Genomic DNA, 25,425 nt, shown 5'->3' on the forward strand with positions numbered 1-25,425 from the left:
TGTAGCCCAAGCCTGTGGTACGCGCATTGCATGGGCGTGACACCGGCGCCGGTTTCCCGTCGCATCGCCCGGGCCGTCGACCGGCATCGGTTACGCTGGCGTCCCCGCCGCCGCTTGGGTGGTGCACCGGTTGAACGACGGATGGCCGTAGAGAAGAACGAACGCCCGCTGGAAGCAGGCATCCACACCGACCTGTCCGGCCGGATGAGCTACGGCGGCTACCTGCAGCTGGACCGCCTGTTGTCTGCACAGCACCCGGTGTCGGACCCGCCGCACCACGACGAGATGCTGTTCATCGTCCAGCACCAGGTCTCGGAGCTGTGGATGAAGCTGATGATCCACGAGCTGCAGGCGGCGATCGGCTTCCTCCAGCGCGACCAGGTCTGGCAGGCCCGCAAGGTGATGGCTCGCGCCAAGCAGGTGCTGCGCCAGCTGACCGAGCAGTGGTCGGTGCTGGAAACGCTGACCCCGTCCGAGTACATGGGCTTCCGCGACCTGCTGGGCCCGTCGTCGGGCTTCCAGTCGCTGCAGTACCGCACCATCGAATTCCTGCTCGGCAACAAGAATGCGGCGATGCTTAAGGTGTTCGCCCATGACCCGGAGGGCCATGCCGGGCTGGAGGCCGTGCTCGACGCCCCCAGCCTCTACGACGAATTCCTGATGTACCTTGCCCGCTGGGGCCACGGGATCCCCCTGCAGCACCTGCAGCGCGACTGGCGCCAGTCGCACGCCGCCGACGCCGCGCTGTTGCCGGTGTTCGAAGCGATCTACGAGGACACCGACCGCTACTGGCGCGAGTACTCGCTGTGCGAGGACCTGGTGGATCTGGAAAGCCAGTTCCAGTTGTGGCGCTTCCGCCACATGCGCACGGTGATGCGCATCATCGGCTTCAAGCGCGGTACCGGCGGGTCAAGCGGCGTGGGCTTCCTGCGCCAGGCGCTGGAGCTGACCTTCTTCCCGGAACTGTTCGACGTGCGCACGTCGATCGGCCCCGATCGCTGATGGGCGAGCAGGGTCGGCCGGATCGAAATCCCTTGGAAATCAGTGGATTGACTCGCTGAACAGGCAAGGCGACTGCTACACCACCGGCGTTTCAGCGATTTGACGAGGGCCCGCCGGGTCGGTGATCCTCGCCCGTCCCCTGCGCTCGTTGCAGGGGAAACCGAAATCCTGAACCACTTTTCTAGGGGGAGCCCGCATGAGCGGAGCCGTCGATACGTCAACGCCGGAACGGATACCGGAATTCAAGCAACTGCTGGGGCATCCGCGCCCCCTGTGGATGCTGTTCATGACCGAGTTCTGGGAACGCTTCGCGTTCTATGGCATGCGATGGGCCCTGGCCCTGTACATCGTCGCGCAGTTCTACGGCGGCGATAGTGCGGGCGAAGCGCCGGCCAGTCGCCTGTACGGCGCTTATCTGGCGCTGGTCTACGCGGCGGCGCTGTTCGGCGGCTACGTGGCCGACAAGGTCATCGGCTACCAGCGTTCGATCCTGCTGGGTGCGGTGGTCATGGCGGCGGGTTTGTTCATGATCATGTGGCCGGATGAGAACATCTTCAAACTCGGCCTGGCCACCGTGATCGCGGGCAACGGCCTGTTCAAGCCGAACATCTCGACCATGGTCGGGAAGCTCTACCTGCAGGGCGATGATCGCCGCGATTCCGGTTTCACCCTGTTCTACATGGGGATCAACTTGGGCGCGATGATCGCGCCATGGCTGACCGGCCTGCTGGCCGAGCGGATCATGGGCGGCTCGTCGGACATGCCGGTCTACAAGGTCGTGTTCCTGGTCTCTGGCATCGGCATGCTGATTTCGCTGGTGTGGTTCTGGTTCGGGCGCAAGCAGCTCGAAGGCATCGGCCGGCCGATGCCGGGCACAGAGGGAGCCGGCCGCGTGCTGGTGACGGCGATCTGCACCCTGCTCGCCATTCCGGTGATCTACTTTCTGCTGTCGATCGGTGCCGGCGCCCTCCAGTGGATCCTGACCGCGCTGTTCGTGGCGCTGTGCGTGCTGATCCTGCGCGAAGGCTTCAAGGATGGGCCAGTGCGTCGCGACATGGCCATCGCCATGCTGATCATCTTCGCGTTCAACGTGCTGTTCTGGTGCTTCTTCGAGCAGGCCGGCAGTTCGTTCAACTTCCTCGCCCAGAACATCGTCAATCGCGATTTCGGTGGCTGGACCTTCCCCGTGGGCTGGTTCCAGTCGGTGAATTCCATCGCCATCATCACGATGGCACCGCTGCTCGCTTGGCTGTGGGTGAAGCTGGGTAGCAACAACCCGTCGATTCCGCGCAAGTTCGGCTTGGGCCTGCTGTTCAACAGCCTGGCCTTCCTGCTGCTGATGTTCGCGCTGTCCAGCCTGGTGGATCCGCAGAGCCTGAAGATCCCGTTCTGGACCCTGTTCGCGGTCTACTGGATCCAGTCGATCGGCGAGCTTTGCCTGTCGCCCATCGGCCTGTCGATGGTGACCAAGCTGGCGCCGGTGCGCCTGGTCGGCTTCGGCATGGGTGGCTGGTTCCTGTCCACCGCGATCGGCAACAACCTCTCCGGCATCTTCGCCAGCCACGTCAGCGGCGAGAGCGGGATGAGCGTGGAGTCCGCGCTGAGCGGCTACACCTTCGGGTTCTGGGCATTGTTGATCCCGGGCGTGCTGCTGTTCCTGATCGCGCCGCTTATCCAGCGCCTGATGCACGGCGTGAAATAACGCATCGGCGCGCACCCCGCGGGTGCGCCTTTGCCGATGTGTCATCCCTGCGCAAGCGGGGATCCATTGAAAACGGCGGCCATGGGCCGCCGTTTTTTTGTTCGTAGAGCGGAGCTTGCTCCGCTGCTGTCGGGTTCGCACGCATCGCGCAGCCAAGCAAGCTCGGCTCTACGGAAGCGGGCCGCTCAGCCCTCGATGCGCTTCACGCCCTCGCCGGCCAGCTTGTCGATCAACTGGTCGAGCATCGCGCGTTCCTCGTCGCTCAGCGGCTCCAGCATGCGCTGGTGGTACTCGATCACCATCGGTGCGACTTCGTCGTAGACCCGGAAACCCTCGTCGGTCAGCGCCAGCACCGAGCGGCGCCGGTCGTCGCCGTGGATCTCGCGCTGGATCAGGGCCCGTTCCAGCAGGCGGGCGACCGCCCGGCTGACGGCGACCTTGTCCATGGCGGTGCGGCTGGCGACCTCGCCGGCGGACAGGCCCGGGAAGCGGCCCAGGACGGCCATGACCCGCCATTCGGTGATGGCCAGGCCGAAACGGCGGTGGTATTCGCGGGAAATCGCGCTGCTGATCCGGTTGGACAGCACGCTCAACCGATAGGAGAACAGGCGGTCGAGGTCGAAATCGGCGTGGACGGGCGGGCTGTCGGGCGGCTGGCTCATTGTTGCGCTGCTACTTGTGGGTGGTTTCAGCTGAAACTATATTGGCGTGCATCCACGCAAGCCTAGCGAGACGCCCCATGAACGCACAACCCAACCTGGGCATGCAGCCCACGACGTTCGACAACCCGATGGGCATCGACGGCTTCGAATTCGTCGAGTTCGCCGCGCCCGCCGGGCAGGCTCACCACCTGCACGATTACTTCCGCAAGCTGGGCTTCGTGCAGGTCGCGCGCCACAGGACGCGCGCCATCAGCACCTATCGCCAGGGCGACTGCACCTTCCTGATCAACGAGGACCCCGATTCCTTCGCTGCCCGCTTCGCTGCCGAACACGGCCCCAGCGCGTGCGGCTTTGCGATCCGCGTGAAGAAACTGGCCGAATGGGCGCGCGTGCAGGCGCTCAAGAACGGCGCCGAGTCGTTCGACGCGGCGGACGAGCTGACCAAGGCCGTGGCCGCGCCGGTCATCAAGGGCATCGGCGACTGCATGCTCTACATCGTCGACCGCTATGACGACCAGGGCACCATCCACGACCCCGACTACGAATACCTGCCCGGCGTGGACCTGATGCCGAAGGGCTTCGGGCTGACTTTCATCGATCACCTGACCCACAACCTCTACCACGGCAACATGGCCAAGTGGGCGGACTACTACGAGCGGCTGTTCAACTTCCGCGAGATCCGCTACTTCGACATCAAGGGCGCAAAGACCGGCCTGCTGTCCAAGGCGATGACCGCGCCGGACGGCATGGTGCGCATCCCGCTCAACGAGTCCAGCGACCCGAAGAGCCAGATCAACGAGTACCTCGACGCCTACAAGGGCGAAGGCATCCAGCACATCGCCTGCTTCACCGACGACATCTACACCACGGTGGAGAAGATGCGCGAGTCGGGTGTCGAGTTCCTCGACACGCCGGATACCTATTTCGACGTGATCGACCAGCGCATCCCGAACCATGGGGAAGACGTGGCACGCCTGGCGCGCAACAAGATCCTGATCGATGCCGACGTCGAGACCAAGCAACGCAAGCTGCTGCAGATCTTCACCCAGAACGCGCTGGGCCCGATCTTCTTCGAGATCATCCAGCGCAAGGGCAACGAAGGCTTCGGCGAAGGCAACTTCCAGGCACTGTTCGAGAGCATCGAGCGCGACCAGATGAAGCGCGGGGTGCTGTAGTCTTCTGCCTCAAGCCCCTCTCCCGACGGGAGAGGGGTTGGGGTGAGGGGCAGGAGGACAAGGATGACGAACCACCGCAGACCTCCGATGGCCACTCGTGCTTTGGAACGGGTGAGGGAACTGCGGGCACGATCGACAGATGCGGAACGCAAACTTTGGTCGATCCTCAGAGGCGGTGGCATCGAGGGTTTGAAGTTCCGTAGACAGCATTCCATCCCGCCCTACACGGTTGATTTCTGGTGCGTATCGATCAAGTTGGTGATTGAAGTGGATGGATCGCAGCACACGGAAACATCCGATCACTTACGAACGCAGTTCCTGGAATCAAAGGGTTTCACCGTCCTGCGGTTCTGGGACAACGAAGTACTGATGCAGATCGAAGCGGTGGCTGAGGCGATCTGCAGGACCGTCTCACCATCGCCCCTCACCCCAACCCCTCTCCCGTCGGGAGAGGGGCTTTAAAGGCATCGAGATGAAAACGCCCCCCGATCGCGGATACATGACCGGCTTCGGCAACCACTTCGCTACCGAGGCGATTCTCGGCACGCTGCCCGAAGGCCGCAACTCGCCGCAGCGCGTGGCGCACGGTCTCTATGCGGAGCAGCTCAGCGGCACCGCGTTCACCGCGCCGCGCGCCGAGAACCGCCGCAACTGGCTGTACCGCATCCGCCCGGCGGCGATGCACGGCACCTTCGCGCCCTACGCGCAGCATCGCCTGCACAGCGATTTCAGTGCCGGTCCGGTGTCGCCGGACCAGATGCGCTGGTCGCCATTGCCGATGCCGGAAGCGCCGACCGATTTCGTCGATGGCCTCTACACCATGGCCGGCAACGGCACGCCGGAAGCCCAGCACGGCGTGGGCATCCACCTGTACGCCGCCAACCGCTCGATGCAGGGGCGCTACTTCTACGATGCCGATGGCGAACTGCTGATCGTCCCGCAGCAGGGCAGCCTGCGCATCGCCACCGAGTTCGGCGTGATCGACGTCGAGCCGCAGCAGATCGCGGTGATTCCGCGCGGCGTGCGCTTCCTGGTCGAACTGCCTGACGGTGAGGCGCGCGGGTATGTCTGCGAGAACTTCGGCGCGCAGCTCCGCCTGCCGGACCTGGGGCCGATCGGTTCGAACGGGCTGGCGAATCCGCGCGACTTCGAAACGCCGGTCGCCGCCTACGAGGACGTCGAGGGCGAATTCGAACTGATCGCCAAGTTCCAGGGCCACCTGTGGCGTGCAGACATCGGCCATTCGCCGCTCGACGTGGTGGGCTGGCACGGCAACTACGCGCCCTACCGCTATGACCTGCGCCGCTTCAACACCATCGGCTCGATCAGCTACGACCATCCGGATCCATCGATCTTCCTGGTGCTCACCTCGCCGAGCGATACCCCTGGCGTGGGCAACATGGACTTCGTGATCTTCCCGCCGCGCTGGCTGGTGGCGCAGGACACGTTCCGTCCGCCGTGGTTCCATCGCAACATCGCCAGCGAGTTCATGGGCCTGATCCATGGCGTCTACGACGCGAAGGCCGAGGGTTTCGCGCCGGGCGGCGCTTCGCTGCACAACTGCATGACCGGTCACGGGCCGGATGCGGCGACGTTCGAGAAAGCGTCGGGCGCCGATCTGTCCAAGCCCGATGTCATCACCGGCACGATGGCTTTCATGTTCGAGACGCGTGCGGTGATCCGGCCAACGCGGCAGGCGGTGGACGCCGCACACCGCCAGCGCGACTACCAGGCGTGCTGGGCCGGCCTGCGCAAGCACTTCGCGCCGAAGGACTGAGCCGCGTTCACCGCAAGGCGTTTTCTTCCTGCGGGACCAGGCTCTCGTGCATGCGGGGCAGGGCCTCCGTGGGCAGTGCCTCGAAAAGGCGCTGCCGGATGCGTCCGGCGAGCGTGGCGGCCACGCGTCCCTCCAGGAAGCGGAAGGCATCGGCGAGCGCGTCGAGCATCGCCGCATCGTCCAGCCGCGCCTGCAAGCGGTCACGGTGGTGGCGCGCGCCGTCGTCGCGTTGCAGTTCCAGCATGCCAGACAGGTAGACCTTGGCCGCCACCAGCGAACGCCGTGGTCCTGGAGTAGTGGCGGAAGCGACGACGGCGGCGGCAGGCGCGGTGACCTGCATGCGCGACCCGTCGACGAGATATCCGGCCTGTACCAGGCGCTGCACCAGCAGCGGTGCATCCTGTCCCAGCAACTGCACCAGCTCGGCGAGGTCGCGTCGACCGTCGCAGAGGATCAACGTGCGTCGCTCGCGCATGCCCAGTGCACCCGTGTGGGCCTGCAGGATGTCACGGGCCAGATCGGTTTTCGACGGTCGCATGGCGAAAGGAACGGAAGGTCGCGCGCAGGCTATTCGCCGGCCATGAAGTGCGCATGACAACTGCACGTTCGCAGCGAATTAACGCGTGAACGCTACGATTCAGGTTTGTGCAATGGAGAGAGCCGATGAAGTCGATGCTGCCGATCGTGATGGTCGTCACCTTGTTGTCCGCGTGCCAGCGCGAAGAAGCCGGTACGCCGCCAGCCGAGCCGACGACCACGGCGACCAGCACACCGATGGCGGAAGCCCCGGCACCGACGCCCGCCGTGGACGACACCGCCGCGCCCGCCGGTCCGGTGACCCAGGCCAGTTTCCTCGGCTACGGCGACATGAAGCTGGGCAGCACGGTCGATGAGGCACGCGCGGCATGGGGCGGTGAACTCAATGGCGCGCCGATGGAGGGCACCACCTGCCACTACCTGTGGCCGAAGTGGATCACCCGCCCCGCCGACTTCGCTTTCATGATGGAAGAAGGCAAGTTCGTCCGCTACGACGTCGGCACCGACAAGGAAACCGCGCCGGGTGGCGGCAAGGTCGGGATGGGCATCGATGAATTGCAGAAGCTCTATGGCGGCGCGTTGAAGGCCTCGCCGCACAAGTACACGCAGGGTGGCCAGTACCTGGCGATGGACGCGGGCGACGTGGCACCGACCCGCCTGGTGTTCGAGGCCGACGCATCCGGCAAGGTCACTGCCTGGCGCGTGGGCCTGTCGCCGCAGGTCGACTACGTGGAAGGCTGTTCCTGAGCCACCTCGCCGCGAGGCGGTGCCCATGCTGGCTCCACCGTCGCGCGCAGGCATAGAATCGCCGCACACCACACGGGAAGGGGTCGTGCGATGACGGAAGCCTGGGGATATTTCGCGCTGGGACTGGTGCTGCTGGCGCTCGGCGGCGACTCGATCGTCAAGGGTGCATCCGGGCTGGCGCAGCGGATCGGCGCGTCCCCCTTCGTGGCAGGCCTGTTGCTGATCGCGTTCGGCACGTCGTTGCCGGAACTGGCGGTCAATGCGCGCGCGGCCTGGGTCGGGGCGCAGGAACTCGCTCTCGGCAATGCGGTAGGCAGCAACATCGTCAACCTGGGCCTGACGCTGGGCGTGGCGGCGCTCGCCGCGCCGGTGCTCGTGCGGTTGCGCGTGCTGTCCCCGTTGCTGGTCTTTCTGGCGCTGGCCTCGCTGGGGCTGATCGTGTTCGGCCTGGATGGCGTGGTCAGTCGCGTCGAAGGCGGCATGCTGTTGCTGGGTTTCGTCGCGGCGCTGGCGTTCCTGCTGGCGCGCGCGCCACGCGAAGCGCAGGCGGTGCGGACGGACGTCGAGGCGTTCGCCAGCACGCGCATCGTGCTTTGGTTGAACCTGCTGCGATTCGCCGTGGCGGCGGCCCTGCTGTACTTCGGTGCACGCTACGTGGTGCAGGCGGCGCCGGTGATCGGGGAGGGATGGGGGTTGTCGCCGCTGCTCACCGGCCTGCTGCCGGTCGCCATCGGCACGGCGCTGCCGGAGATCGCGGCCGCAGCCATGGCGGCGCGGCGTGGACAGGGCGACATGGTCGCCGGCCACGTCATCGGCTCCAGCCTGTTCAATCTGCTGGTGGTGGTAGGCGGCATGGCGGCATTCCGTCCGCTGGCGCTGCCGGAGTCCTTCGTGCGGCTGGAACTGCCGGCAGCCATCGCGTTCGTGCTGGTGCTGTATCCCATGCTGCGCGGCGACCTGCGTATCAGCCGCGTGGAAGGCGGCATCCTGCTCGCCGCCTTCGTCGGCTGGCTGATCCTGGAGATCGCATTGCTCGCCTGACCTGAACCGCGGGGTCAGGCTTATGTGAACGGGTTTGTTAAACTCGGGGCGATTGCTCGCGAATGACGCATTCCCTGCAACGCAAGGCGGTAGATGATTCCTTTCCTTGAAATCCTGCTGGCGCTGCCCTTCGTGCTCGCGCTGGTGGTGGCGCTGGCGCGCGGCCTGCCGCGCGGCGCGACCGCATGGCTGGCCGGGCTCGCACCGCTGCTGGGCCTGGTGCTGCTGGCGTGGATGACGCCGAGCGTGCTGCAAGGGTGGAACCTGCGCGCCGATCATGCGTGGATCCCGCAGATCGGTCTCGCGTTCACGCTGCGCCTGGACGGGTTGGCGTGGATGTTCGCCGGGTTGGTTCTGGCGATCGGTGCACTGGTGGTGATGTACGCGCGCTACTACCTCAGCGAGAAGGACAGCGCGCCGCGCTTCTTCGCCAGCCTGCTGCTCTTCATGGGGTCGATGCTCGGCGTGGTATTGGCCGGCAACCTGCTGTTGTTGGTGGTGTTCTGGGAACTGACCAGCATCAGTTCGTTCCTGCTGATCGGCTTCTGGTCGCATCGCCAGGATGCGCGTGAAGGTGCGCGCATGGCGCTGGCGATCACGGGCGCGGGCGGACTGGCGTTGCTGGGCGGCGTGTTGCTGATCGGCCGCATCGTCGGCAGCTACGACCTGGATATCGTGCTGGCGTCGGGCGACCTGATCCGCGCGAGCACGCTGTATCCGTGGGCCCTGCTGCTGGTGCTGGCGGGCGTGTTCACCAAGAGCGCGCAGTTCCCGCTGCATTTCTGGTTGCCGCATGCGATGGCCGCGCCCACGCCGGTCTCGGCCTACCTGCATTCGGCCACGATGGTGAAGGCCGGCGTGTTCCTGCTGGCACGCCTGCACCCGGCGCTGGCCGGGACCGACCTGTTCTTCTACGTGGTGACCAGCGTCGGCGCACTGACGCTGCTGGTTGGCGCGTGGTACGCCATCTTCCAGCACGACCTGAAGGGGTTGCTGGCGTATTCGACGATCTCCCACCTCGGCCTGATCACGCTGCTGTTCGGCATCTCCACGCCGATGGCCGTGGTGGCCGGTGTGTTCCACATCCTCAACCACGCCACGTTCAAGGCGTCGCTGTTCATGGCGGCCGGCATCATCGACCACGAGACGGGCACCCGCGACATGCGCAGGCTGGGAAACCTGCGGCGCTACCTGCCGTGGACCAGTGCGCTGGCAATCATCGCGTCGCTCGCGATGGCAGGCATTCCGCTGCTCAACGGGTTCCTGTCGAAAGAAATGTTCTTCGCCGAGGCGCTGGATATCCCGGGGCATCGCGCGATGCGCGACGCGATCAGCGTGGCGGCACTCCTGTACGGCGTTTTCGGCGTGGCTTACAGCCTGCGGTTCGTCTATGAGACGTTCTTCGGCGACGATCCGCACGCCGGTGGCGTAATCCCGCATGAGCCGCCCCGCTGGATGAAGATTCCCGTTGAGGTGCTGGTGGTGCTGTGCGTGGCGGTCGGCATGTTCCCTGCGTGGACCGTAGCCCCGGTGTTGCATGCCAGCGCAGCTGCGATCCTTGGCGATGCCATGCCCGAGTACAGCCTGGCGGTGTGGCACGGGATCAACAAGCCGCTGCTCATGAGTCTGGCGGGCATCGCTGGCGGCATCGCCCTGTATTTCGGATTGCGGCGGTTGTTCGACCTGCACGCCATCGTGCGTCGTTCGCTCGGTCGCAGCGTGTTTCGCTGGAACATGGAGGCGCTCTACGCGCTGGCCGGACGTTTCACCGGAGCGCTTGCCAACGGCAGCCTGCAGCGCAGCCTGCTGTGGCTGGTGCTTGCGGCCATCGTGGCCGGTGCCGCGCCCTTCATCGGTGGTGATGCCGCACCGGTGCAGTGGCGTGCATCGCAACCGATGCCGCTGCTCGGCTGGCTGCTGTGGCTGGTGCTGGTGACCTGCGCGGTGTGGACGATCCGCCTGTACCGGCAACGGCTGCTCGCCGTCGTGGTGCTCGGCGGCGCGGGACTGGTGGTCAGCCTGACGTTCGTGTTCCTGTCGGCGCCGGATCTGGCCCTGACGCAGTTGATGGTGGAAATGGTCAGCCTGGTCCTGCTGCTGCTGGGCCTGCACTACCTGCCGCCACGCTCGCCGCCCGAGCGCACGCCGCGCCGCCGCGTGCGCGACATCGTGGTGGCGCTCGCGGCGGGCATCGGCACGGGCGTACTGTCCTATCTGGTAATGACACGGCCGGGCGACACGATCAGCGGCGAACTGCTGGCGCGTTCGCTGCCCGAGGCCTATGGCAGCAACGTGGTCAACGTGATCCTGGTGGATTTCCGCGGCTTCGATACGTTCGGCGAGATCACCGTGTTCGGCATCGCCGCGCTGATCGTGCATGCGCTGCTGCGCCGCGCGCGGATGGCGCCGGAGAAGATCATGTCCGGCCCGCCGATCCCGCTGCCGGTACCGGCGGACCTGGCGCAGATCATGTTCCCGCTCACGCTGACCGTCTCCGTATTCCTGTTCCTGCGCGGCCACAACGCACCGGGTGGCGGTTTCATCGCCGGCCTCGTACTGGCGGTACCTCTGTTGGTGCAGTACGTGATCCAGGGCGCGGCGTCGGTCGAATCCCGCTTCGGCTTCGATTACGTACGCTGCATCGGCGTGGGCCTGATCGTCGCCGGCCTGAGCGGCGTGGCGTCGATGGGCTTTGGCGTGCCGTTCCTGACCAGCGGGCATCTGGATCTCGAGCTGCCGATCATCGGGAAGGTGCCCCTTGCCAGCGCGATCGGCTTCGACACCGGCGTCTACCTGGTGGTGTTCGGTGGCGCAATGCTGATCCTGTCGATGATGGGCACTATCAAGCCCTCGCGCACGCGCGTCTCGCACCTGGGCGTGATGGAGCCGGGCGAACGCTCCACCCGTACCGGAGAACTGCGCTGATGGAACTGGCCATGGCGAGCGCGATCGGCATCCTTACCGCAGCCGGGGTGTACCTGCTGCTGCGTGCGCGCAGTTTTGACGTCATCCTGGGGCTTACGCTGCTCTCGTATGCGACCAACCTGCTGATCTTCAGCGGCGGTCGGCTGGTGCCCGGCAAGCCGGCGGTGCTGCGCGAGGGCGTGGCGCCGACCCTGGCGAACTACACCGACCCGCTGCCGCAGGCACTGGTGCTGACGGCCATCGTGATCGCCTTCGCGATGACGGCGGTGACAGTGGTGCTGGCCATCCGCAGCCGTGGCGACAACGACAGCGACCATGTCGACGGCAGCAGGGCCGAGCGTGCGTTCCTCGCCGCCGAGCAGCGCCGGCACGATGAAGCCCGCGATGCCGCCAAGGCCGATGAGGCGGAGCCACGCGCATGAGCCACCTGCCGGTGCTGCCGATCCTGATCCCGCTGTTCGCCGCGTCGATCGCGCTGTTCTTCGAACACCGCCGGTTCGGCATGGTCCCGCAGCGCATCGTCGCGTGGGCCTCGATCGCCGCCATGCTGGCCGTGGCCTGCGTGCTGGTCGCGTCCGCGGGGTCCGGCGAGGTCTCGGTCTACCTGCTCGGCGACTGGCCGGCGCGATTGGGCATCGTGCTGATGGTGGACCGGCTGTCCGCCCTGATGCTGCTGGTGGGCCTGCTGCTGGGTGCGGCCTGCCTGCTGCATGCATGCGCCGGCTGGGACAGGCGCGCACCGCACTTCCACGCGTTCTTCCAGTTCCAGCTGATGGGCTTGAACGGCGCGTTCCTGACCGGCGACATCTTCAATCTGTTCGTGTTCTTCGAAGTACTGCTGATCGCGTCGTACGGGTTGATGCTCAGCGGTGGTCGTGGCGAGCGGATGCGCGCGGGCCTGCATTACGTGACGTTCAACATCGCGGCGTCGACACTGTTCCTGATTGCGCTGGGACTTCTGTACGGACTGCTCGGCTCGTTGAACATGGCCGAGCTGTCGGTGCGGGTGGCGCAACTGCCGGCGGGCGACATCGCGCTGGTGCGGGCGGCGGCAGGCCTGCTGTTCGTGGTGTTCTGCGCGAAAGCGGCGTTGCTGCCGATGTATTTCTGGCTTCCCGAAACCTATACCCACGCGCCGGCGGCGGTCGCGGGCCTGTTCGCCATCATGACCAAGGTCGGCCTGTACGCGGTGTTGCGGTTGGGCACGCTGACCTTCGGCGCAGCGGGACCGCTGGACGGGTTCGCCTGGCCCGCACTGTTGGCGCTGGGCGCGGCGACGCTGGCGCTGGCATCGCTGGGCGTCCTGGCGGCGAACCGGCTTCGCGCGCTGGCCGCATATCTTGTGCTGGGCTCGGCGGCGACGCTGTTCGTCGCGTTCGCGCTGCACACCGCCGGCACGATCGGTGCGGGGCTGTATTATCTGGTGCACAGCAGCTTCGCAGGTGCCGCACTGTTCCTGCTGGCGGACCTGATCCGTCGCCGGCGTGGCCGTGCCAGCGACCGCAAGGACGTGATCGCGGCGCTGCCCGACAAGACCGTGCCGGGCCTGCTGTTCCTGGTCGCTGCGGTTTCGCTGGCGGGCCTTCCGCCGCTGTCGGGCTTCATCGGCAAGCTGCTGCTGCTGGAAGCGGTGCCCTCCGGTCCGCGTACGTTCTGGATCTGGGCGCTGGTGCTGGGCACCAGTTTCCTGATGCTGGTCGGATTGGCGCGCGCGGGCACGCGGTTGTTCTGGCGCGTGGAGCCGTGGCCGGACGCGAGTGCGGAACGGCAGGAAGCATTCATGCCTGCCGACCAGATGGCGGTGGCACCCTCGCGTCCGCTCGAGACGGCGGCCGTCGTGCTGTTGCTCGCCTATGGCATCGTCCTGGTGCTCGCTGCGTCGCCGATCCTGGACTACACGCGGGCCACTGCGGCGCAGCTGCAGGCGCCCGAAGACTACGTCGATCACATGCGCGCCGTCGCGCCCATCCTGAGGGAGCCCTGAGCATGGCTGCGACCTGGCGCAAGCGCTTGCTGCCGTCGCTGCCTCTGAGCGTGACGGTGTTCTGCTTCTGGCTGCTGATGAACGACGAGATCAGCGCGGGCCAGGTGACGATGGCGCTGCTGCTGGCGTTGTTGATTCCTCCCTTCGCCGCACGGCTGGACCGCGAGTTCGCTAGCATCGGCCGCCTGCGCAGCGTGCCGCGCATGCTGGGCGTGCTGGCGCTAGACATCGTGCAGGCGAACGTCACCGTGGCGCTGCAGGTGCTCGGTCCCGAACGGAACATCCGCCCCGGCTTCATCTGGGTGCCGCTCGACATCAACAACATCCATGGCATTGCGGCCCTGACCAGCATCATCACGCTGACCCCCGGCACGGTGTCGTCGGTGCTGTCGGATGACCGGAGCCACCTGCTGGTGCATGTGTTGAACCTGGATGATGCCGACGAGGTGATCCGGCAGATCAAGACACGCTATGAAATGCCGCTGATGGAGATATTCCCGTGACCCCGCAGGCGCTAGTGATGTACGCGATCGTGGGCTCGATGCACGTGGTCGGGCTGGCGATGCTGTTGGCACTCGTGCGGCTCGTTCGCGGGCCCAGCGTGCCCGACCGCATCCTCGCGCTCGATACGCTGTTCGTGGCGGCGATCGCGCAGCTGGTGCTGTTCGGCATGTACCTGGGCACGGCAGTCTACTTCGAAGCGGCGCTGATCATCGCCATGCTGGGCTTCGTCGGCACCGTGGTGCTGAGCAAGTACGTGCTGCGCCGGGACATCGTCGAATGAGCTGGGTCTTCGCCATCCTGCTGGTGCTGCTGCTGGCCGTGGGCAGCTTCTTCATCCTGGTCGGCTCCTTCAGCCTGTTGAAGCTGTCGGAGTTCTTCAAGCGCCTTCACGGCCCCACCAAGGCCAGTACGCTGGGCGTGGGCTGCATGCTGATCGCGTCGGTCGGCTATCACGCGCTGAGCGGCACCGATCCGCAGCCGCGCGAACTGCTGATCACCGCGTTCCTCTTCATCACCGCGCCGATCAGCGCGCACCTGATGGCCAAGGCCGCGCTGTCGCTGCACATGGCCGAGCGTCCCCCGATGCCGGGCGGTGAACCGGCCAAGCCCGTCGATGCGGTCGACGAAGACGCCGGCCAGGACGCCTGATCCGCAATGCGTACCGCCCTCGTCTTCGGTGCCAGCGGCCAGATCGGCGAGGCGCTGCTCGCGCGGCTCGACGCACGCGACTGGCAGGTGTTCGCGGTATCGCGGACCGCGCGTCCTCCGTTGTCGAACGTGCAGTGGCTGCCGGGCGGGTTCGCCGGCATCGAGGGACTGCCCGACAGCGTCGATGTGATCTTCAGCACCGGCCCGCTGGATGGTTTCGCGCAGTGGTATGCCCGCGGGCTGGTCGCGGCGCCACGCGTGGTCGCGTTCGGATCCACCAGCCTCGACACCAAGAAAGCGTCGGGCGACGCGCACGAGCGCGACGTCGTCGCGCGGCTGCAGACCGCCGAACGAACCGTGTTCGAGACCGCGTCGGCCAATGGCGCCGCAGCAACGTTGCTGCGTCCGACCCTGGTCTATGGCGCCGGACGCGACCAGACGCTCGCGCGGATCGCGGCGATGGCGCGGCGCGTGGGCTTCTTCGTGTTGCCGCGTGGCGCCGAGGGCAAGCGCCAGCCGGTGCACGTCGACGATCTGGCGATGGCAGCACTCGCCGTCGTGGAGGCATCCGCCACCCACGGACATGCCTATTCGCTGCCGGGAGGCGAAACGCTGGCCTACAGCGACATGGTGTCGCGCACGCTGAAGGCGCTCGATCCGCCGGCGACGCTATGGCAGCTGCCGATGCCGGTCTTCCGCGCGGTGCTGTCGTTCGCCCGGATGGCGGGCGCGATGCGAGGGCTCACCGACGATGCGGTGGCGCGCATGCGCGAGGATCTGGTGTTCGATGCGGCGCCGGCGCGACGCGACTTCGGCTACGTGCCGCGGAAATTCATGGTCGACAAGCGCGCGGTGGAATCGTAGAGCGGAGCTTGCTCCGCTGCTGTTCGCAGTTCAGATAGATGCCGTGCACGGCATCAGCCAAGCAAGCTCAGCTCGGCCCTACTCAGTACTTCCAGCCCATCTTCCTATAGAACTTGCTCAGAACCCAGGCCGGCCCGATCAGCAGGTAGGTCAGGTCGGTCAGGAAGCTCGGCTTCTTGCCCTCGATCTTGTGGCCGATGAACTGGGCGATCCACGCCAGCACGAACACTGCGACCGCCACGAAGAACAGGTTCTGCAGCCCGAGCACGGCTTCCAGCCAGCGCGTCAGCCACGCCATCGCGATGAAGATCGCCAGCATGCCGAAACCGAGCGGTCGCGAGAGTTTGTAGTAGTACATCCACGCGCCGAACATCGCCAGCGCCGCCCACATGCCGGATTTCACCCAGGTGCCGAACACCGGGATGCACCAGAGCAGCGCCACCACCGTCCACAGGATCGCCGGCACGGCGAACACGTGGATCAGCTGGTTGGTCTCGTTGACGTGGTCGCCGGAATAACTGGCGAACCAGCGGTCCACCGGACGTTGCGCGGTCGCGTTCATTCATCCCTCCCGAGGATGGCAATGCGGCAGGGTATGGAGCATACCCCAGCCCGTCGGGCGCTGCCGGCCCGGCCGTCAGGTCGGTGGAGAGGTTCGACTGTGGGAGCGACGTCAGTCGCGATCAGTCTGGCCGCGGCCTTCCATCGCGACTGACGTCGCTCCCACAGGGGTCAATCGACGACGATGCCGGCCAGTTTCTGCAGCGCTTCGGCGTACTTGGCGCGTGTGCGCTCGATGACCTGGGCGGGCAGCGCCGGGCCGGGCGCGGTCTTGTTCCAGTCCAGCGTTTCCAGGTAGTCGCGCACGAACTGCTTGTCGTAGCTCGGCGGGCTGGTGCCGACTTCGTACTGGTCCGCGGGCCAATAGCGCGAGGAATCCGGAGTCAGCATCTCGTCCATGATGTAGAGGCGGCCGTCTTCGTCCGTGCCGAACTCGAACTTGGTGTCGGCCAGCAGGATGCCGCGTTCGGCGGCGACATCGGCGGCGAAGCGGTAGATGCGCAGGGTGGCGTCGCGCACGCGCTCGGCCAGTTCGGCGCCGACGGTCTTCACCATGGCGTCGAAGTCGATGTTCTCGTCGTGGTCGCCGACCGCGGCCTTGGTCGACGGGGTGAAGATCGGCTCGGCCAGCTTCTCCGCCTGGCGGAGGCCGTCGGGCAGCTCGATGCCGCTGACCTTGCCGGTGCGCTGGTAATCCTTCCAGCCGCTGCCGATCAGGTAGCCGCGCGCAATGGCTTCCACCGGCACCGGCTTGAGCTTCTTGGTCACCACCGCGCGCTTGGCGTACAGCGAGGCGTCGACGCCGGCCGGCAGCACGCTGGCCACGTCGATGCCGGTCAGGTGGTTCGGCATCAGGTGCGCGGTCTTGGCGAACCAGAAGTTGGAGATCTGGCAGAGCATCTCGCCCTTGCCGGGAATGGGGTCGGGCAGCACCACGTCGAACGCGCTGAGGCGGTCGGTGGCGACCATCAGCAGGTAGTCGCCCGGGGGCGCATCGGCGGGCAGGCGCTCGCGGGGCAGGTCGAACACGTCGCGGACCTTGCCGCGATGGCGCAGGGTGAGGCCGGGCAGATCGGATTGAAGCAACGTCGTGGGCACAAACACTCCTTGGGGAGTCCGGAAACCAGCGAAGCGGTACAGCGTCGTCGGGGCGTGCGGCAGGCCGTGCGCCCGTGCCCCGGGGCGGCCGTCTACCCGCGGTGGCGGGGCCGGGTACCTGACCGGGCCGCGTAGTGTACGGGCTGACGGGCGGCGTGTGCCGTAAAATGCCGCGATTGCCGGAGAAGGCGGGCCGAATGAAGCGCTGGTACGGAAAACTGCTGGGATTCGTGGCCGGTTGGCTGCTGATGCGCCATCCCCTGGGCGGCCTGGTGGGCCTGATCATCGGCCATGCCTTCGACGAGGACTGGTTCAGGCTCGGCCGCGACAATCCGTATCGCGCGCTCGGCCTGACCAGCGACGCCAGCGATGCTGAGGTCGATCAGGCTTATCGCCGGCTCATTTCCCAGTACCACCCCGACAAGATGGCTGGTGCCGCGGAAGACCTGCGCCGCCAGGCCGAACGGAAGGCAGGCGAGATCAACGCCGCCTACGACCGCATCAAGACCCAGCGCAAGCGCAAGTGAGCCTCTCCATGTCGAACTGCATCATCGCCCCGTCCATCCTGTCCGCGGACTTCGCCCGCCTCGGCGAGGAAGTCGACAACGTACTGAAGGCCGGCGCCGACTGGGTCCACTTCGACGTGATGGACAACCACTACGTCCCCAATCTGACCATCGGCCCGCTGGTGTGCAGCGCGCTGCGCAAGCATGGCGTCACCGCGCCGATCGACGTGCACCTGATGGTGGAGCCGGTGGACCGCATCATCCCGGACTTCGCCGAAGCCGGCGCCAGCATCATCAGCTTCCACCCGGAAGCCTCGAAGCACGTGCACCGCACGATCCAGCTGATCAAGTCGCTGGGCTGCAAGGCCGGCCTGGTGCTCAACCCCGGCACGCCGGTCGAAGTGCTGGACTGGGTGCTGCCGGAACTGGACCTGGTGCTGCTGATGTCGGTGAACCCGGGCTTCGGCGGGCAGGCCTTCATTCCGTCGGCGCTGGACAAGCTGCGGGCCGTGCGCGCGATGATCGACAAGACCGGCAAGGACATCCGCCTGGAGATCGACGGTGGCGTGAAGGCCGACAACATCGGCCAGATCGCGGCTGCGGGCGCGGATGCCTTCGTCGCCGGCTCGGCGATCTTCAATGCACCGGACTACAACGACGTGATCGATCGCATGCGCCAGGCCGTGGCGCATGCGCGCAGCTGAAGGGTGCATAGAGCGGAGCTTGCTCCGCTTGCCTTGCAAACAGCCGAGCAGGCTCGGCTCTACATTGAAAAAGGCGATGGCTTTCGACACCGCCCCGGAAGAATTGGAGGCTGATCCTGCCTCCGCCCGTCGTCCCTGCTATGGCCTTCCATACTACGGACCGACTGTGACGGGCCCGTGACAAGGGGAGGCGCGTTGTGGGAGCGATGTAAGTCGCGAGCCTTCAGTCGGCCAACGCGATCCATCATCTGCCGTGGGTTCCGGGCACGATGTTCGCGACTCACGTCGCTCCCACCCCCGCACCCGCTATGCTCGCGCGTCCCCCAGGAATTCCTTATGACCACACCCCGCTGGCGCCTCATCCTCAACGGCAAGTCCGCCGGCGATGACGACCTGCGCGAGGCCGTGGCGAAGATGCGCGAAGACGGCATCGCCCTTGACGTGCGGGTGACTTGGGAGGATGGCGACGCCGAGCGCTATGTCGCGGAGGCGATCGCCGATGGCGTGGACACCGTCATCGCCGGGGGCGGCGACGGCACGCTCAGCGAAGTGGCGACGACCCTCGCTCACCGCGACCAGAGAGCCGACGCGCTGCCTTCGCTCGGGTTGGTGCCGCTGGGCACCGCGAACGACTTCGCCACCGCCGCCGGAATTCCGGACGACGCGCTGCCTGCGCTGCAGCTCGTCCACGCGGGGGCCGCCGTGCCGCTGGACCTGCTGCGCATCGAGGCCGACGACGGTGTGCACTGGTGCGCCAACCTCGCCAGTGGCGGCTTCGGTACCGAGGTGACGGTGGAAACCGACGAAGGCCTGAAGAAGATGCTCGGCGGTCTTGCCTATCTCATCACCGGTATCGCCAGGCTGGGGCGCATCGAGCCGATGACCGCGCGCGTGCGCGGCCCGGAGTTCGACTGGCGGGGCGACTTCATTGCACTCGGCATCGGCAACGGGCGCCAGGCCGGCGGCGGGCAAGCGCTGTGCCCGGATGCGCTGGTCGATGACGGCCTGCTGGACGTGACGCTCGTGCCGGAGCTGTCCGGCGAAGTCGCCGCCACCCTCGGGACGCTGGTCAAGGACGGCAAGCACGCGGCGCTGGACCGCGTCGCCACCCGCGCACGGCTGCCCTGGGTGGAATTGGACGCGGACCAGCCACTGACCCTCAATCTGGACGGCGAGCCCGTGCAGTCCCGCCGTTTCCGCATCGAGTGCGTCCCCGGCCGGGTCCGCATGCATCTGCCGGCACCCTGTCCGTTGCGGATGCAACCTTAGGGAAGCGCTGAAAGCGCTCGCTTGCTCGTCATTCCCGCCTGACCAGACGTGCGTCTGTTGAACGCCGCGCGGATGACGGCAACAATTCATGCGTTCCCCAGTGGTCGTCGGCCCGATGCGTCGGGTAAAGTAGGCCCGTGTCCCATCCCGCGCTCCCGCTTTCCAAAGATTCCGCACGCCATGGCTGGCGATGGTGGCCCGTTGCCGTCGCCCGCACCGTCACCGTGTCCCGGAAGGAAAGCCCGCTTGATCTCGCACGCCCAGTTCCAGCAGTACGCTGCTGAAGGTTCCAACCGCATCCCTGTCGTCCGTGAAGTGCTGTCCGACCTGGACACGCCGCTCTCGGTCTACCTGAAGCTCGCCGACGCGCCATACACCTACCTGTTCGAATCGGTGGAAGGTGGCGAGCGCTTCGGCCGCTATTCCATCATCGGCCTGCCCGTGCGCCGCGTGGCGACGTTCCGGGGCCACACGCTGCAGATCCACGATCACGGCCAACGGGTCGAAACGCGCGAGGTCGCCGATCCGTTCGCCGAAGTAGAGGCACTGCGCGCCGCTTATGCGGTGCCGAAGCTCGAGGGTCTGCCCGGATTCACCGGCGGCCTGGTCGGCTGGTTCGGCTTCGAATGCATCGGCTATATCGAGCCCCGCCTGGCGATGGGCGCGAAGCCCGATGAACTGGACACGCCCGACATCCTGCTGATGCTGTCGGAAGAAGTGGCCGTGTTCGACAACCTCAAGGGCCGGCTCTACCTGATCGTGCACGCCGATCCGCGCGAAGCCGATGCATGGGAACAGGCGCAGGCGCGGCTGGACGCACTGACCGCCAAGCTGCGCCAGCCGGGTTCGTACCCCACCCCGATCGCCTGCGATGTGCTGGACGAGAGCCACTTCGTTTCCGGCTTCACCCATGACGGATTCATCGCCGCGGTGGAGCAGTCGAAGGAATACATCCGTGCCGGCGACATCTTCCAGGTGGTGCTGAGCCAGCGCCTGAGCGTGCCCTTCAACGCGCGGCCGGTGGATGTCTACCGCGCGCTGCGTGCGCTGAATCCCTCGCCGTACATGTACTTCCTCGACGTCGGCGACGTGCAGGTGGTGGGCTCGTCGCCCGAGATCCTGGTGCGCCTGGAGCAGGGCGAAGTGACCGTGCGGCCGATCGCGGGCACGCGCCCACGTGGGAAGACGCACGACGAGGATCTCGCGCTGGAAGCCGAGTTGCTCGCCGATCCGAAGGAACGCGCCGAGCATCTGATGCTGATCGACCTGGGCCGCAACGACACCGGTCGCGTGTCGGAAGCCGGCACGGTGCAGGTGGGCGAGCAGTTCGTCATCGAGCGCTACAGCCACGTCATGCACATCGTCAGCGAAGTCACCGGCAAGCTGCTGCCCGGACTGAGCTACGCCGATGTGCTGCGCGCGACGTTCCCCGCCGGCACGGTCAGTGGTGCGCCGAAGATCCGCGCGCTGGAAGTGATCCGCGAACTGGAGCCGATCAAGCGCAACGTCTACGCCGGCAGCATCGGCTACATCGGCTGGCACGGCGATGCCGACACCGCCATCGCCATCCGCACCGCCGTCATCAAGGACGGCCGGCTGCACGTGCAGGCCGGTGCCGGCATCGTCTACGACTCCGATCCCGAGAAGGAATGGGACGAGACGATGAACAAGGGGCGCGCGCTGTTCCGCGCCGTGGCTGAAGCGGCGAAGGGGCTGTGATGGAGATCGCGGTCGAGGGCGCCCGGATCAGCCTGCGCAACGACTACAGCGAGGGTGCGCATCCGCGCCTGCTGCAGGCGCTCGCTGTGGCGAGTGCCGAGATCAACCGCGGCTACGGGCTGGATGTCCACAGCGTCCGCGCCGCGGCGCTGATCCGCGACCGGCTCGCCCGCGACGCCGACGTGCATTTCCTTGCCGGCGGCACGCAGGCCAACCTCGTCGCGCTCGCGGCCTTCCTGCGTCCGCATGAGGCCGTGATCGCGCCGGCCAGCGGCCATATCGCCACGTACGAGACCGGCGCCATCGAGGCCGGTGGGCACAAGGTGCTGACGGTCGCCACGCCGGACGGCAAGTTGAGCCCGGCGCTCATCCAGCCGTGTATCGACGGCCACGCCAGCGAGCACATGGTGAAGCCCCGGCTGGTCTACATCTCCAACACCACCGAGTGGGGCACCGTCTACAGCGCGGCGGAGCTGCATGCACTCGGCACGTTCTGCCGTGCTCGCGATCTGCTGCTTTATGTGGACGGCGCGCGACTGGGTTCCGCGCTGACCACGCAGGACAACGATGTGGATCTGGCCCTGCTGGCGGCGGAAGCGGACGCGTTCTACATCGGCGGCACCAAGAACGGTGCGCTGCTGGGCGAGGCCCTGGTGATCATCAATCCGGCCCTGCGCGCCGATTTCCGCCACATCATCAAGCAGCGCGGCGCGATGCTCGCCAAGGGCATGGTAGTCGGTGCGCAGTTCGAAGCCCTGTTCGAGGACGGCCTGTACTTCGTGCTGGCGACGCATGCCAACGTCATGGCCGAACGGTTGCGCGGGGTCCTGCAGCAGGCGGGCGTGCCGCTGGCGGTGGACTCGCCCAGCAACCAGGTGTTCCCGGTGTTGCCCGATGCCGTCGTCGAGCGCCTGCAACAGCGGGTCGAGTTCGAAACCTGGGAGCGGCGCGGCGACGCCACCACCGTAATCCGGCTGATGACATCGTGGGCGACGCCGGAGTCCACCATCGAGGCATTCGCGGACGTTCTCGTACACATCCGCCACGAGAGGGCCGCCGAGTGAGCGGATACGCAACCCCGCTGTCGCCGCCGGTGCGTTCCACCCCAGGGTCCACCCACGGAGAGGTCCGATGAACGTTCGCTGCCTGTTGCTGGTCGCCACCCTGCTGTGGTCGCCCCACCTGTCCGCACAAGTCAACACGCTGCCTTCCCAGCCGCACCTGCTCGTGAAGGGCCAGGCCGAACGGACCGTCATGCCGGACCGCTTCACCCTGGACTTCCTCGTGCAGTCCACGATGCCGTCCCCCGGGGATGCGCGCGCGAAGGTCGAGCATAACGTGGCAACGGTGCTCGCCCTCTTCAAGGCGAACAGCGCACTCGCCGACAGCATCCATGCGTCGACGCTGTCCATTTCCCCTGAGCATGCCTTCGAGGGAGGGAAGCAGGTGTTCAAGGGAACCAAGGTGGTCCGCAGGCTACGTGCCACGTTCGTCCGGCTCGATGATGTGCGCGCCGTGTTGTCCGGGGTCGAATCCGGCCCGGAACTGCAGATCACCGGCATCCGTTCGGGATACGCGGCCGCCGCCGGTCTGCGCGCAGAACTCAAGCGCGAAGCCGCACAGCAGTCGCGCCGGTCCGCCGAGGGCCTGGCCTCCGCCTACGGCACGCGCCTTGCCGGTCTCTACACCATTTCCGATGTCGCGCCGAGCTTTGCCTACGGTGTGCAGGCGGGCATGTGGCCTGCGGCAGACGACGACACGGGCGTGACGCCGCCCGCGCCACCCGCGCCGGCGGCGGACATCGGCACCACGGTCGAGGTTACCGGCACCCGGATCGCGCCCGAGACGCTGCAGACCGGCACGATCACGTTCACCGAGAACGTGTACGCCATCTTCCTGATTTCGCCCTGAGTACCGTCCCATGCTGTTGATGATCGACAACTACGACAGCTTCACCTACAACCTCGTGCAATACCTGCAGTCGCTGGGTGCCGAGGTGAAGGTGGTGCGCAACGATGCGATGACGGTGGATCAGATCGCCAAGCTCGCGCCCGAGCGCATCGTCATCTCGCCCGGGCCGTGCACGCCGAACGAAGCCGGCGTGTCGCTAGAGGTCATCGAACGGCTGGGTCGGAACACGCCGATCCTCGGTGTCTGCCTCGGCCACCAGAGCCTGGGCCAGGCCTATGGCGGCAATGTCATCCGCGCGGGCCGCATCATGCATGGCAAGACGTCCCGCATCCGCCACGAGGGGAAGGGCGTGTTCGCCGGCCTGCCGGATGCGTACGAGGCCACGCGCTACCACTCGCTGGTGGTGGAGCGCAGGAGCCTACCCGACGCATTGGAAGTCACGGCATGGACGGAGAACGAAGACGGCAGCTTCGAGGAGATCATGGGCCTGCGGCACCGCGAATTCCCGGTGGAGGGCGTGCAGTTCCACCCCGAGTCGATCCTGACCGAGCACGGCCACGCGTTGCTGAAGAACTTCCTCGAACGATGATGTAGGGCGGGCCTCGGCCCGCCATCGCCACACCGGTGGGCCAAGGCCCACCCTACGGAGCCGACATGCCCCTGACCCCCCAAGAAGCCCTGCAGCGCACGATCGAGCACCGCGAGATCTTCCACGACGAAATGGTCGACCTGATGCGGCAGATCATGCGCGGCGACGTGTCGCCGACGATGAGTGCGGCGATCCTGACCGGCCTGCGCGTGAAGAAGGAAACCGTCGGCGAGATCGCCGGCGCCGCCACCGTGATGCGCGAGTTCTCGCGCACCGTCGAGGTGCCAGACCGCACGCATCTGGTCGACATCGTCGGCACCGGGGGCGACGGCTCGCACACGTTCAACATCTCCACGTGCTCGATGTTCGTGGCATCCGCTGCCGGCGCGCAGATCGCCAAGCACGGCAACCGCAGCGTGTCCTCGAAGTCGGGCAGCGCGGACGTGCTGGAAGCACTGGGCGTCAACATCGAGTTGCAGCCCGACCAGGTCGCACGGTCCATCGTGCAGTCCGGCATCGGCTTCATGTTCGCGCCCATCCACCACCCGGCGATGAAGGTCGTGGCGCCCGTCCGTCGCGAGATGGGCGTGCGCACGATCTTCAACATCCTGGGTCCGCTGACCAATCCGGCCGGCGCGCCGAGCATCCTGATGGGTGTATTCCATCCTGACCTGGTCGGCATCCAGGCGCGCGTGCTGCAGGAGCTCGGCGCCGAACGGGCGCTGGTGGTGTGGGGCCGCGACGGCATGGACGAACTGTCGCTCGGCGCCGGGACACTCGTCGGCGAACTGCGCGATGGGCAGGTACGCGAGTACGAGCTGCACCCCGAGGACTTCGGCATCGCGATGGCCGCGAGCCGCAACCTCCGCGTCGCCGATGCTGTGGAGTCGAAGGCGATGCTGCTGGGGGTGCTCGACAACCGTCCGGGTCCCGCGCGCGAGATCGTCGTGCTGAATGCGGGTGCGGCCCTGTACGTCGCCGGCGTCGCCGAAAGTATCGAAGACGGCATCGCGCGGTCGCGCGACGCCATCGCCAGCGGAAGGGCGCTGGCGCGGCTGCATCAGTTCGTGGCCACAACGCAGGCACTGGGAAAACAGGAAACGCACTGACATGGCCGCCAGCGGATTCGCCAGACTGCCCAAGCCGCCGTACTACGCGGTGATCTTCTCGTCGCAGCGCAATGCACATGACGATGCAGGATACGGCGCCATGGCCGAGCGCATGGTCGAGCTGGCCGTGCAGCAAGCGGGATTCCTTGGGGTGGAATCCACGCGCGGCGAGGATGGGTTCGGCATCACCGTGGCGTACTGGGAGAGCGAGGACGCGATCCGCGCCTGGCGCCACCATGCCGAACACACCGCTGCACGCGAGCAGGGGCGGCGCGACTGGTACGACCACTTCGAGCTGCGGGTGGCCAAGGTCGAGCGCGCCTACGGTTGGGACCGCGCCGAAGCCCCTCCTGAAGCGTAGCGGATGCGACAATGTGGCGTTCCCGGCAAA

The 25,425-nt window shown here is 66.7% G+C and carries 27 protein-coding genes; 23 read left to right on the plus strand and 4 right to left on the minus strand.

Going from position 1 to position 25,425, the window contains the following annotated elements; all coding sequences use genetic code 11:
- Positions 1 to 141: 141 nt before the first annotated feature.
- On the plus strand, positions 142 to 1,002 hold the full coding sequence (locus tag Q0907_RS00160; RefSeq protein WP_299340328.1) for a tryptophan 2,3-dioxygenase family protein: 861 nt from the start codon (positions 142 to 144) through the stop codon (positions 1,000 to 1,002).
- 196 nt (positions 1,003 to 1,198) lie between these two features.
- Positions 1,199 to 2,704: an oligopeptide:H+ symporter gene (locus Q0907_RS00165; RefSeq protein WP_299340331.1), complete on the plus strand. Its 1,506-nt coding sequence runs from the start codon at positions 1,199 to 1,201 to the stop codon at positions 2,702 to 2,704.
- 185 nt (positions 2,705 to 2,889) lie between these two features.
- Here Q0907_RS00165 and Q0907_RS00170 read toward each other — a convergent pair whose 3' ends face one another.
- Positions 2,890 to 3,366: a MarR family transcriptional regulator gene (locus Q0907_RS00170; RefSeq protein WP_296279425.1), complete on the minus strand. Its 477-nt coding sequence runs from the start codon at positions 3,364 to 3,366 to the stop codon at positions 2,890 to 2,892.
- A gap of 77 nt (positions 3,367 to 3,443) precedes the next feature.
- On the opposite strand from Q0907_RS00170, the gene hppD reads away from it, so the two are divergent.
- The 3 genes from hppD to hmgA all read left to right on the plus strand — a co-directional run bounded on the left by hppD (position 3,444) and on the right by hmgA (position 6,318).
- Positions 3,444 to 4,541 (plus strand): 4-hydroxyphenylpyruvate dioxygenase, encoded by a 1,098-nt coding sequence (gene hppD, locus Q0907_RS00175; protein WP_299340335.1) that lies wholly within the window; start codon positions 3,444 to 3,446, stop codon positions 4,539 to 4,541.
- A gap of 63 nt (positions 4,542 to 4,604) precedes the next feature.
- Positions 4,605 to 5,003: a DUF559 domain-containing protein gene (locus tag Q0907_RS00180; RefSeq protein WP_299340338.1), complete on the plus strand. Its 399-nt coding sequence runs from the start codon at positions 4,605 to 4,607 to the stop codon at positions 5,001 to 5,003.
- A 10-nt stretch (positions 5,004 to 5,013) separates the two neighbouring features.
- On the plus strand, positions 5,014 to 6,318 hold the full coding sequence (gene hmgA / locus Q0907_RS00185; RefSeq protein WP_299340341.1) for a homogentisate 1,2-dioxygenase: 1,305 nt from the start codon (positions 5,014 to 5,016) through the stop codon (positions 6,316 to 6,318).
- A gap of 7 nt (positions 6,319 to 6,325) precedes the next feature.
- Here the strand turns inward: hmgA and Q0907_RS00190 are convergent, their stop codons facing one another.
- Entirely contained in the window at positions 6,326 to 6,856 is a 531-nt protein-coding gene (locus Q0907_RS00190; RefSeq protein WP_299340344.1) for a hypothetical protein, read from the minus strand.
- A gap of 125 nt (positions 6,857 to 6,981) precedes the next feature.
- Here Q0907_RS00190 and Q0907_RS00195 point away from each other — a divergent pair, with 125 nt between their 5' ends.
- From Q0907_RS00195 to Q0907_RS00235, 9 genes are all read left to right on the plus strand, one after another.
- Positions 6,982 to 7,602, plus strand: coding sequence for a lectin (locus tag Q0907_RS00195; RefSeq protein ID WP_296279433.1), 621 nt, complete (start codon positions 6,982 to 6,984; stop codon positions 7,600 to 7,602).
- Positions 7,603 to 7,692: 90 nt separating this feature from the next.
- Positions 7,693 to 8,643 carry a sodium:calcium antiporter gene (locus Q0907_RS00200; RefSeq protein WP_296279435.1) on the plus strand — a complete coding sequence of 317 codons (951 nt, stop codon included), beginning with the start codon at positions 7,693 to 7,695 and terminating at the stop codon, positions 8,641 to 8,643.
- Positions 8,644 to 8,736: 93 nt separating this feature from the next.
- Positions 8,737 to 11,568, plus strand: a complete 2,832-nt coding sequence (locus tag Q0907_RS00205; protein ID WP_299340347.1) for a monovalent cation/H+ antiporter subunit A — start codon at positions 8,737 to 8,739, stop codon at positions 11,566 to 11,568.
- On the plus strand, positions 11,568 to 11,990 hold the full coding sequence (locus Q0907_RS00210) for a Na+/H+ antiporter subunit C (RefSeq protein ID WP_299340350.1): 423 nt from the start codon (positions 11,568 to 11,570) through the stop codon (positions 11,988 to 11,990). The genes Q0907_RS00205 and Q0907_RS00210 overlap by 1 nt, the downstream gene beginning before the upstream one ends.
- Positions 11,987 to 13,552 (plus strand): monovalent cation/H+ antiporter subunit D, encoded by a 1,566-nt coding sequence (locus tag Q0907_RS00215; RefSeq protein WP_299340352.1) that lies wholly within the window; start codon positions 11,987 to 11,989, stop codon positions 13,550 to 13,552. Before Q0907_RS00210 ends, Q0907_RS00215 begins: the two co-directional genes overlap by 4 nt.
- A 2-nt stretch (positions 13,553 to 13,554) precedes the next feature.
- A complete protein-coding gene (locus tag Q0907_RS00220; RefSeq protein WP_299340355.1) occupies positions 13,555 to 14,055 on the plus strand; it encodes a Na+/H+ antiporter subunit E in 501 nt (166 codons plus the stop codon).
- Between the two features lie 17 nt (positions 14,056 to 14,072).
- The gene (locus Q0907_RS00225; protein WP_296279827.1) at positions 14,073 to 14,336 is read left to right on the plus strand and encodes a K+/H+ antiporter subunit F; all 264 of its coding nucleotides are present in this window, start codon (positions 14,073 to 14,075) and stop codon (positions 14,334 to 14,336) included.
- Positions 14,333 to 14,704: a Na+/H+ antiporter subunit G gene (locus Q0907_RS00230; protein WP_299340356.1), complete on the plus strand. Its 372-nt coding sequence runs from the start codon at positions 14,333 to 14,335 to the stop codon at positions 14,702 to 14,704. Before Q0907_RS00225 ends, Q0907_RS00230 begins: the two co-directional genes overlap by 4 nt.
- A 6-nt stretch (positions 14,705 to 14,710) precedes the next feature.
- A complete protein-coding gene (locus Q0907_RS00235; protein WP_299340358.1) occupies positions 14,711 to 15,568 on the plus strand; it encodes an NAD-dependent epimerase/dehydratase family protein in 858 nt (285 codons plus the stop codon).
- Between the two features lie 82 nt (positions 15,569 to 15,650).
- Here the strand turns inward: Q0907_RS00235 and Q0907_RS00240 are convergent, their stop codons facing one another.
- Together Q0907_RS00240 and Q0907_RS00245 are read right to left on the minus strand one after the other, a co-directional pair.
- Entirely contained in the window at positions 15,651 to 16,130 is a 480-nt protein-coding gene (locus Q0907_RS00240; RefSeq protein WP_299340361.1) for an Mpo1-like protein, read from the minus strand.
- A 170-nt stretch (positions 16,131 to 16,300) separates the two neighbouring features.
- Complete coding sequence (locus Q0907_RS00245; RefSeq protein WP_299340364.1) at positions 16,301 to 17,227, minus strand: phosphoribosylaminoimidazolesuccinocarboxamide synthase; 927 nt, start codon at positions 17,225 to 17,227, stop codon at positions 16,301 to 16,303.
- Between the two features lie 197 nt (positions 17,228 to 17,424).
- Between Q0907_RS00245 and Q0907_RS00250 the strand changes: the two genes are divergently transcribed.
- The 9 genes from Q0907_RS00250 to Q0907_RS00290 all read left to right on the plus strand — a co-directional run bounded on the left by Q0907_RS00250 (position 17,425) and on the right by Q0907_RS00290 (position 25,395).
- Positions 17,425 to 17,754, plus strand: coding sequence for a DnaJ domain-containing protein (locus Q0907_RS00250; protein WP_296279451.1), 330 nt, complete (start codon positions 17,425 to 17,427; stop codon positions 17,752 to 17,754).
- A gap of 8 nt (positions 17,755 to 17,762) precedes the next feature.
- Positions 17,763 to 18,437 (plus strand): ribulose-phosphate 3-epimerase, encoded by a 675-nt coding sequence (gene rpe, locus Q0907_RS00255; RefSeq protein ID WP_299340367.1) that lies wholly within the window; start codon positions 17,763 to 17,765, stop codon positions 18,435 to 18,437.
- Between the two features lie 336 nt (positions 18,438 to 18,773).
- Positions 18,774 to 19,706 (plus strand): lipid kinase YegS, encoded by a 933-nt coding sequence (gene yegS / locus Q0907_RS00260; protein WP_299340370.1) that lies wholly within the window; start codon positions 18,774 to 18,776, stop codon positions 19,704 to 19,706.
- A 246-nt stretch (positions 19,707 to 19,952) separates the two neighbouring features.
- Entirely contained in the window at positions 19,953 to 21,425 is a 1,473-nt protein-coding gene (trpE, locus tag Q0907_RS00265; protein ID WP_299340373.1) for an anthranilate synthase component I, read from the plus strand.
- The gene (locus Q0907_RS00270) at positions 21,425 to 22,489 is read left to right on the plus strand and encodes an aminotransferase class I/II-fold pyridoxal phosphate-dependent enzyme (protein ID WP_299340376.1); all 1,065 of its coding nucleotides are present in this window, start codon (positions 21,425 to 21,427) and stop codon (positions 22,487 to 22,489) included. Before trpE ends, Q0907_RS00270 begins: the two co-directional genes overlap by 1 nt.
- Before the next feature lie 67 nt (positions 22,490 to 22,556).
- On the plus strand, positions 22,557 to 23,336 hold the full coding sequence (locus tag Q0907_RS00275) for an SIMPL domain-containing protein (protein WP_299340380.1): 780 nt from the start codon (positions 22,557 to 22,559) through the stop codon (positions 23,334 to 23,336).
- Positions 23,337 to 23,346: 10 nt separating this feature from the next.
- The gene (locus Q0907_RS00280) at positions 23,347 to 23,925 is read left to right on the plus strand and encodes an aminodeoxychorismate/anthranilate synthase component II (protein ID WP_299340382.1); all 579 of its coding nucleotides are present in this window, start codon (positions 23,347 to 23,349) and stop codon (positions 23,923 to 23,925) included.
- 65 nt (positions 23,926 to 23,990) lie between these two features.
- Entirely contained in the window at positions 23,991 to 25,034 is a 1,044-nt protein-coding gene (gene trpD / locus Q0907_RS00285; protein ID WP_299340385.1) for an anthranilate phosphoribosyltransferase, read from the plus strand.
- Between the two features lies 1 nt (position 25,035).
- Positions 25,036 to 25,395, plus strand: coding sequence for an antibiotic biosynthesis monooxygenase (locus Q0907_RS00290; RefSeq protein WP_296279466.1), 360 nt, complete (start codon positions 25,036 to 25,038; stop codon positions 25,393 to 25,395).
- Positions 25,396 to 25,425 lie beyond the last annotated feature (30 nt).

The organism is uncultured Pseudoxanthomonas sp. (assembly GCF_947498795.1).
Taxonomy (GTDB): domain Bacteria; phylum Pseudomonadota; class Gammaproteobacteria; order Xanthomonadales; family Xanthomonadaceae; genus Pseudoxanthomonas_A.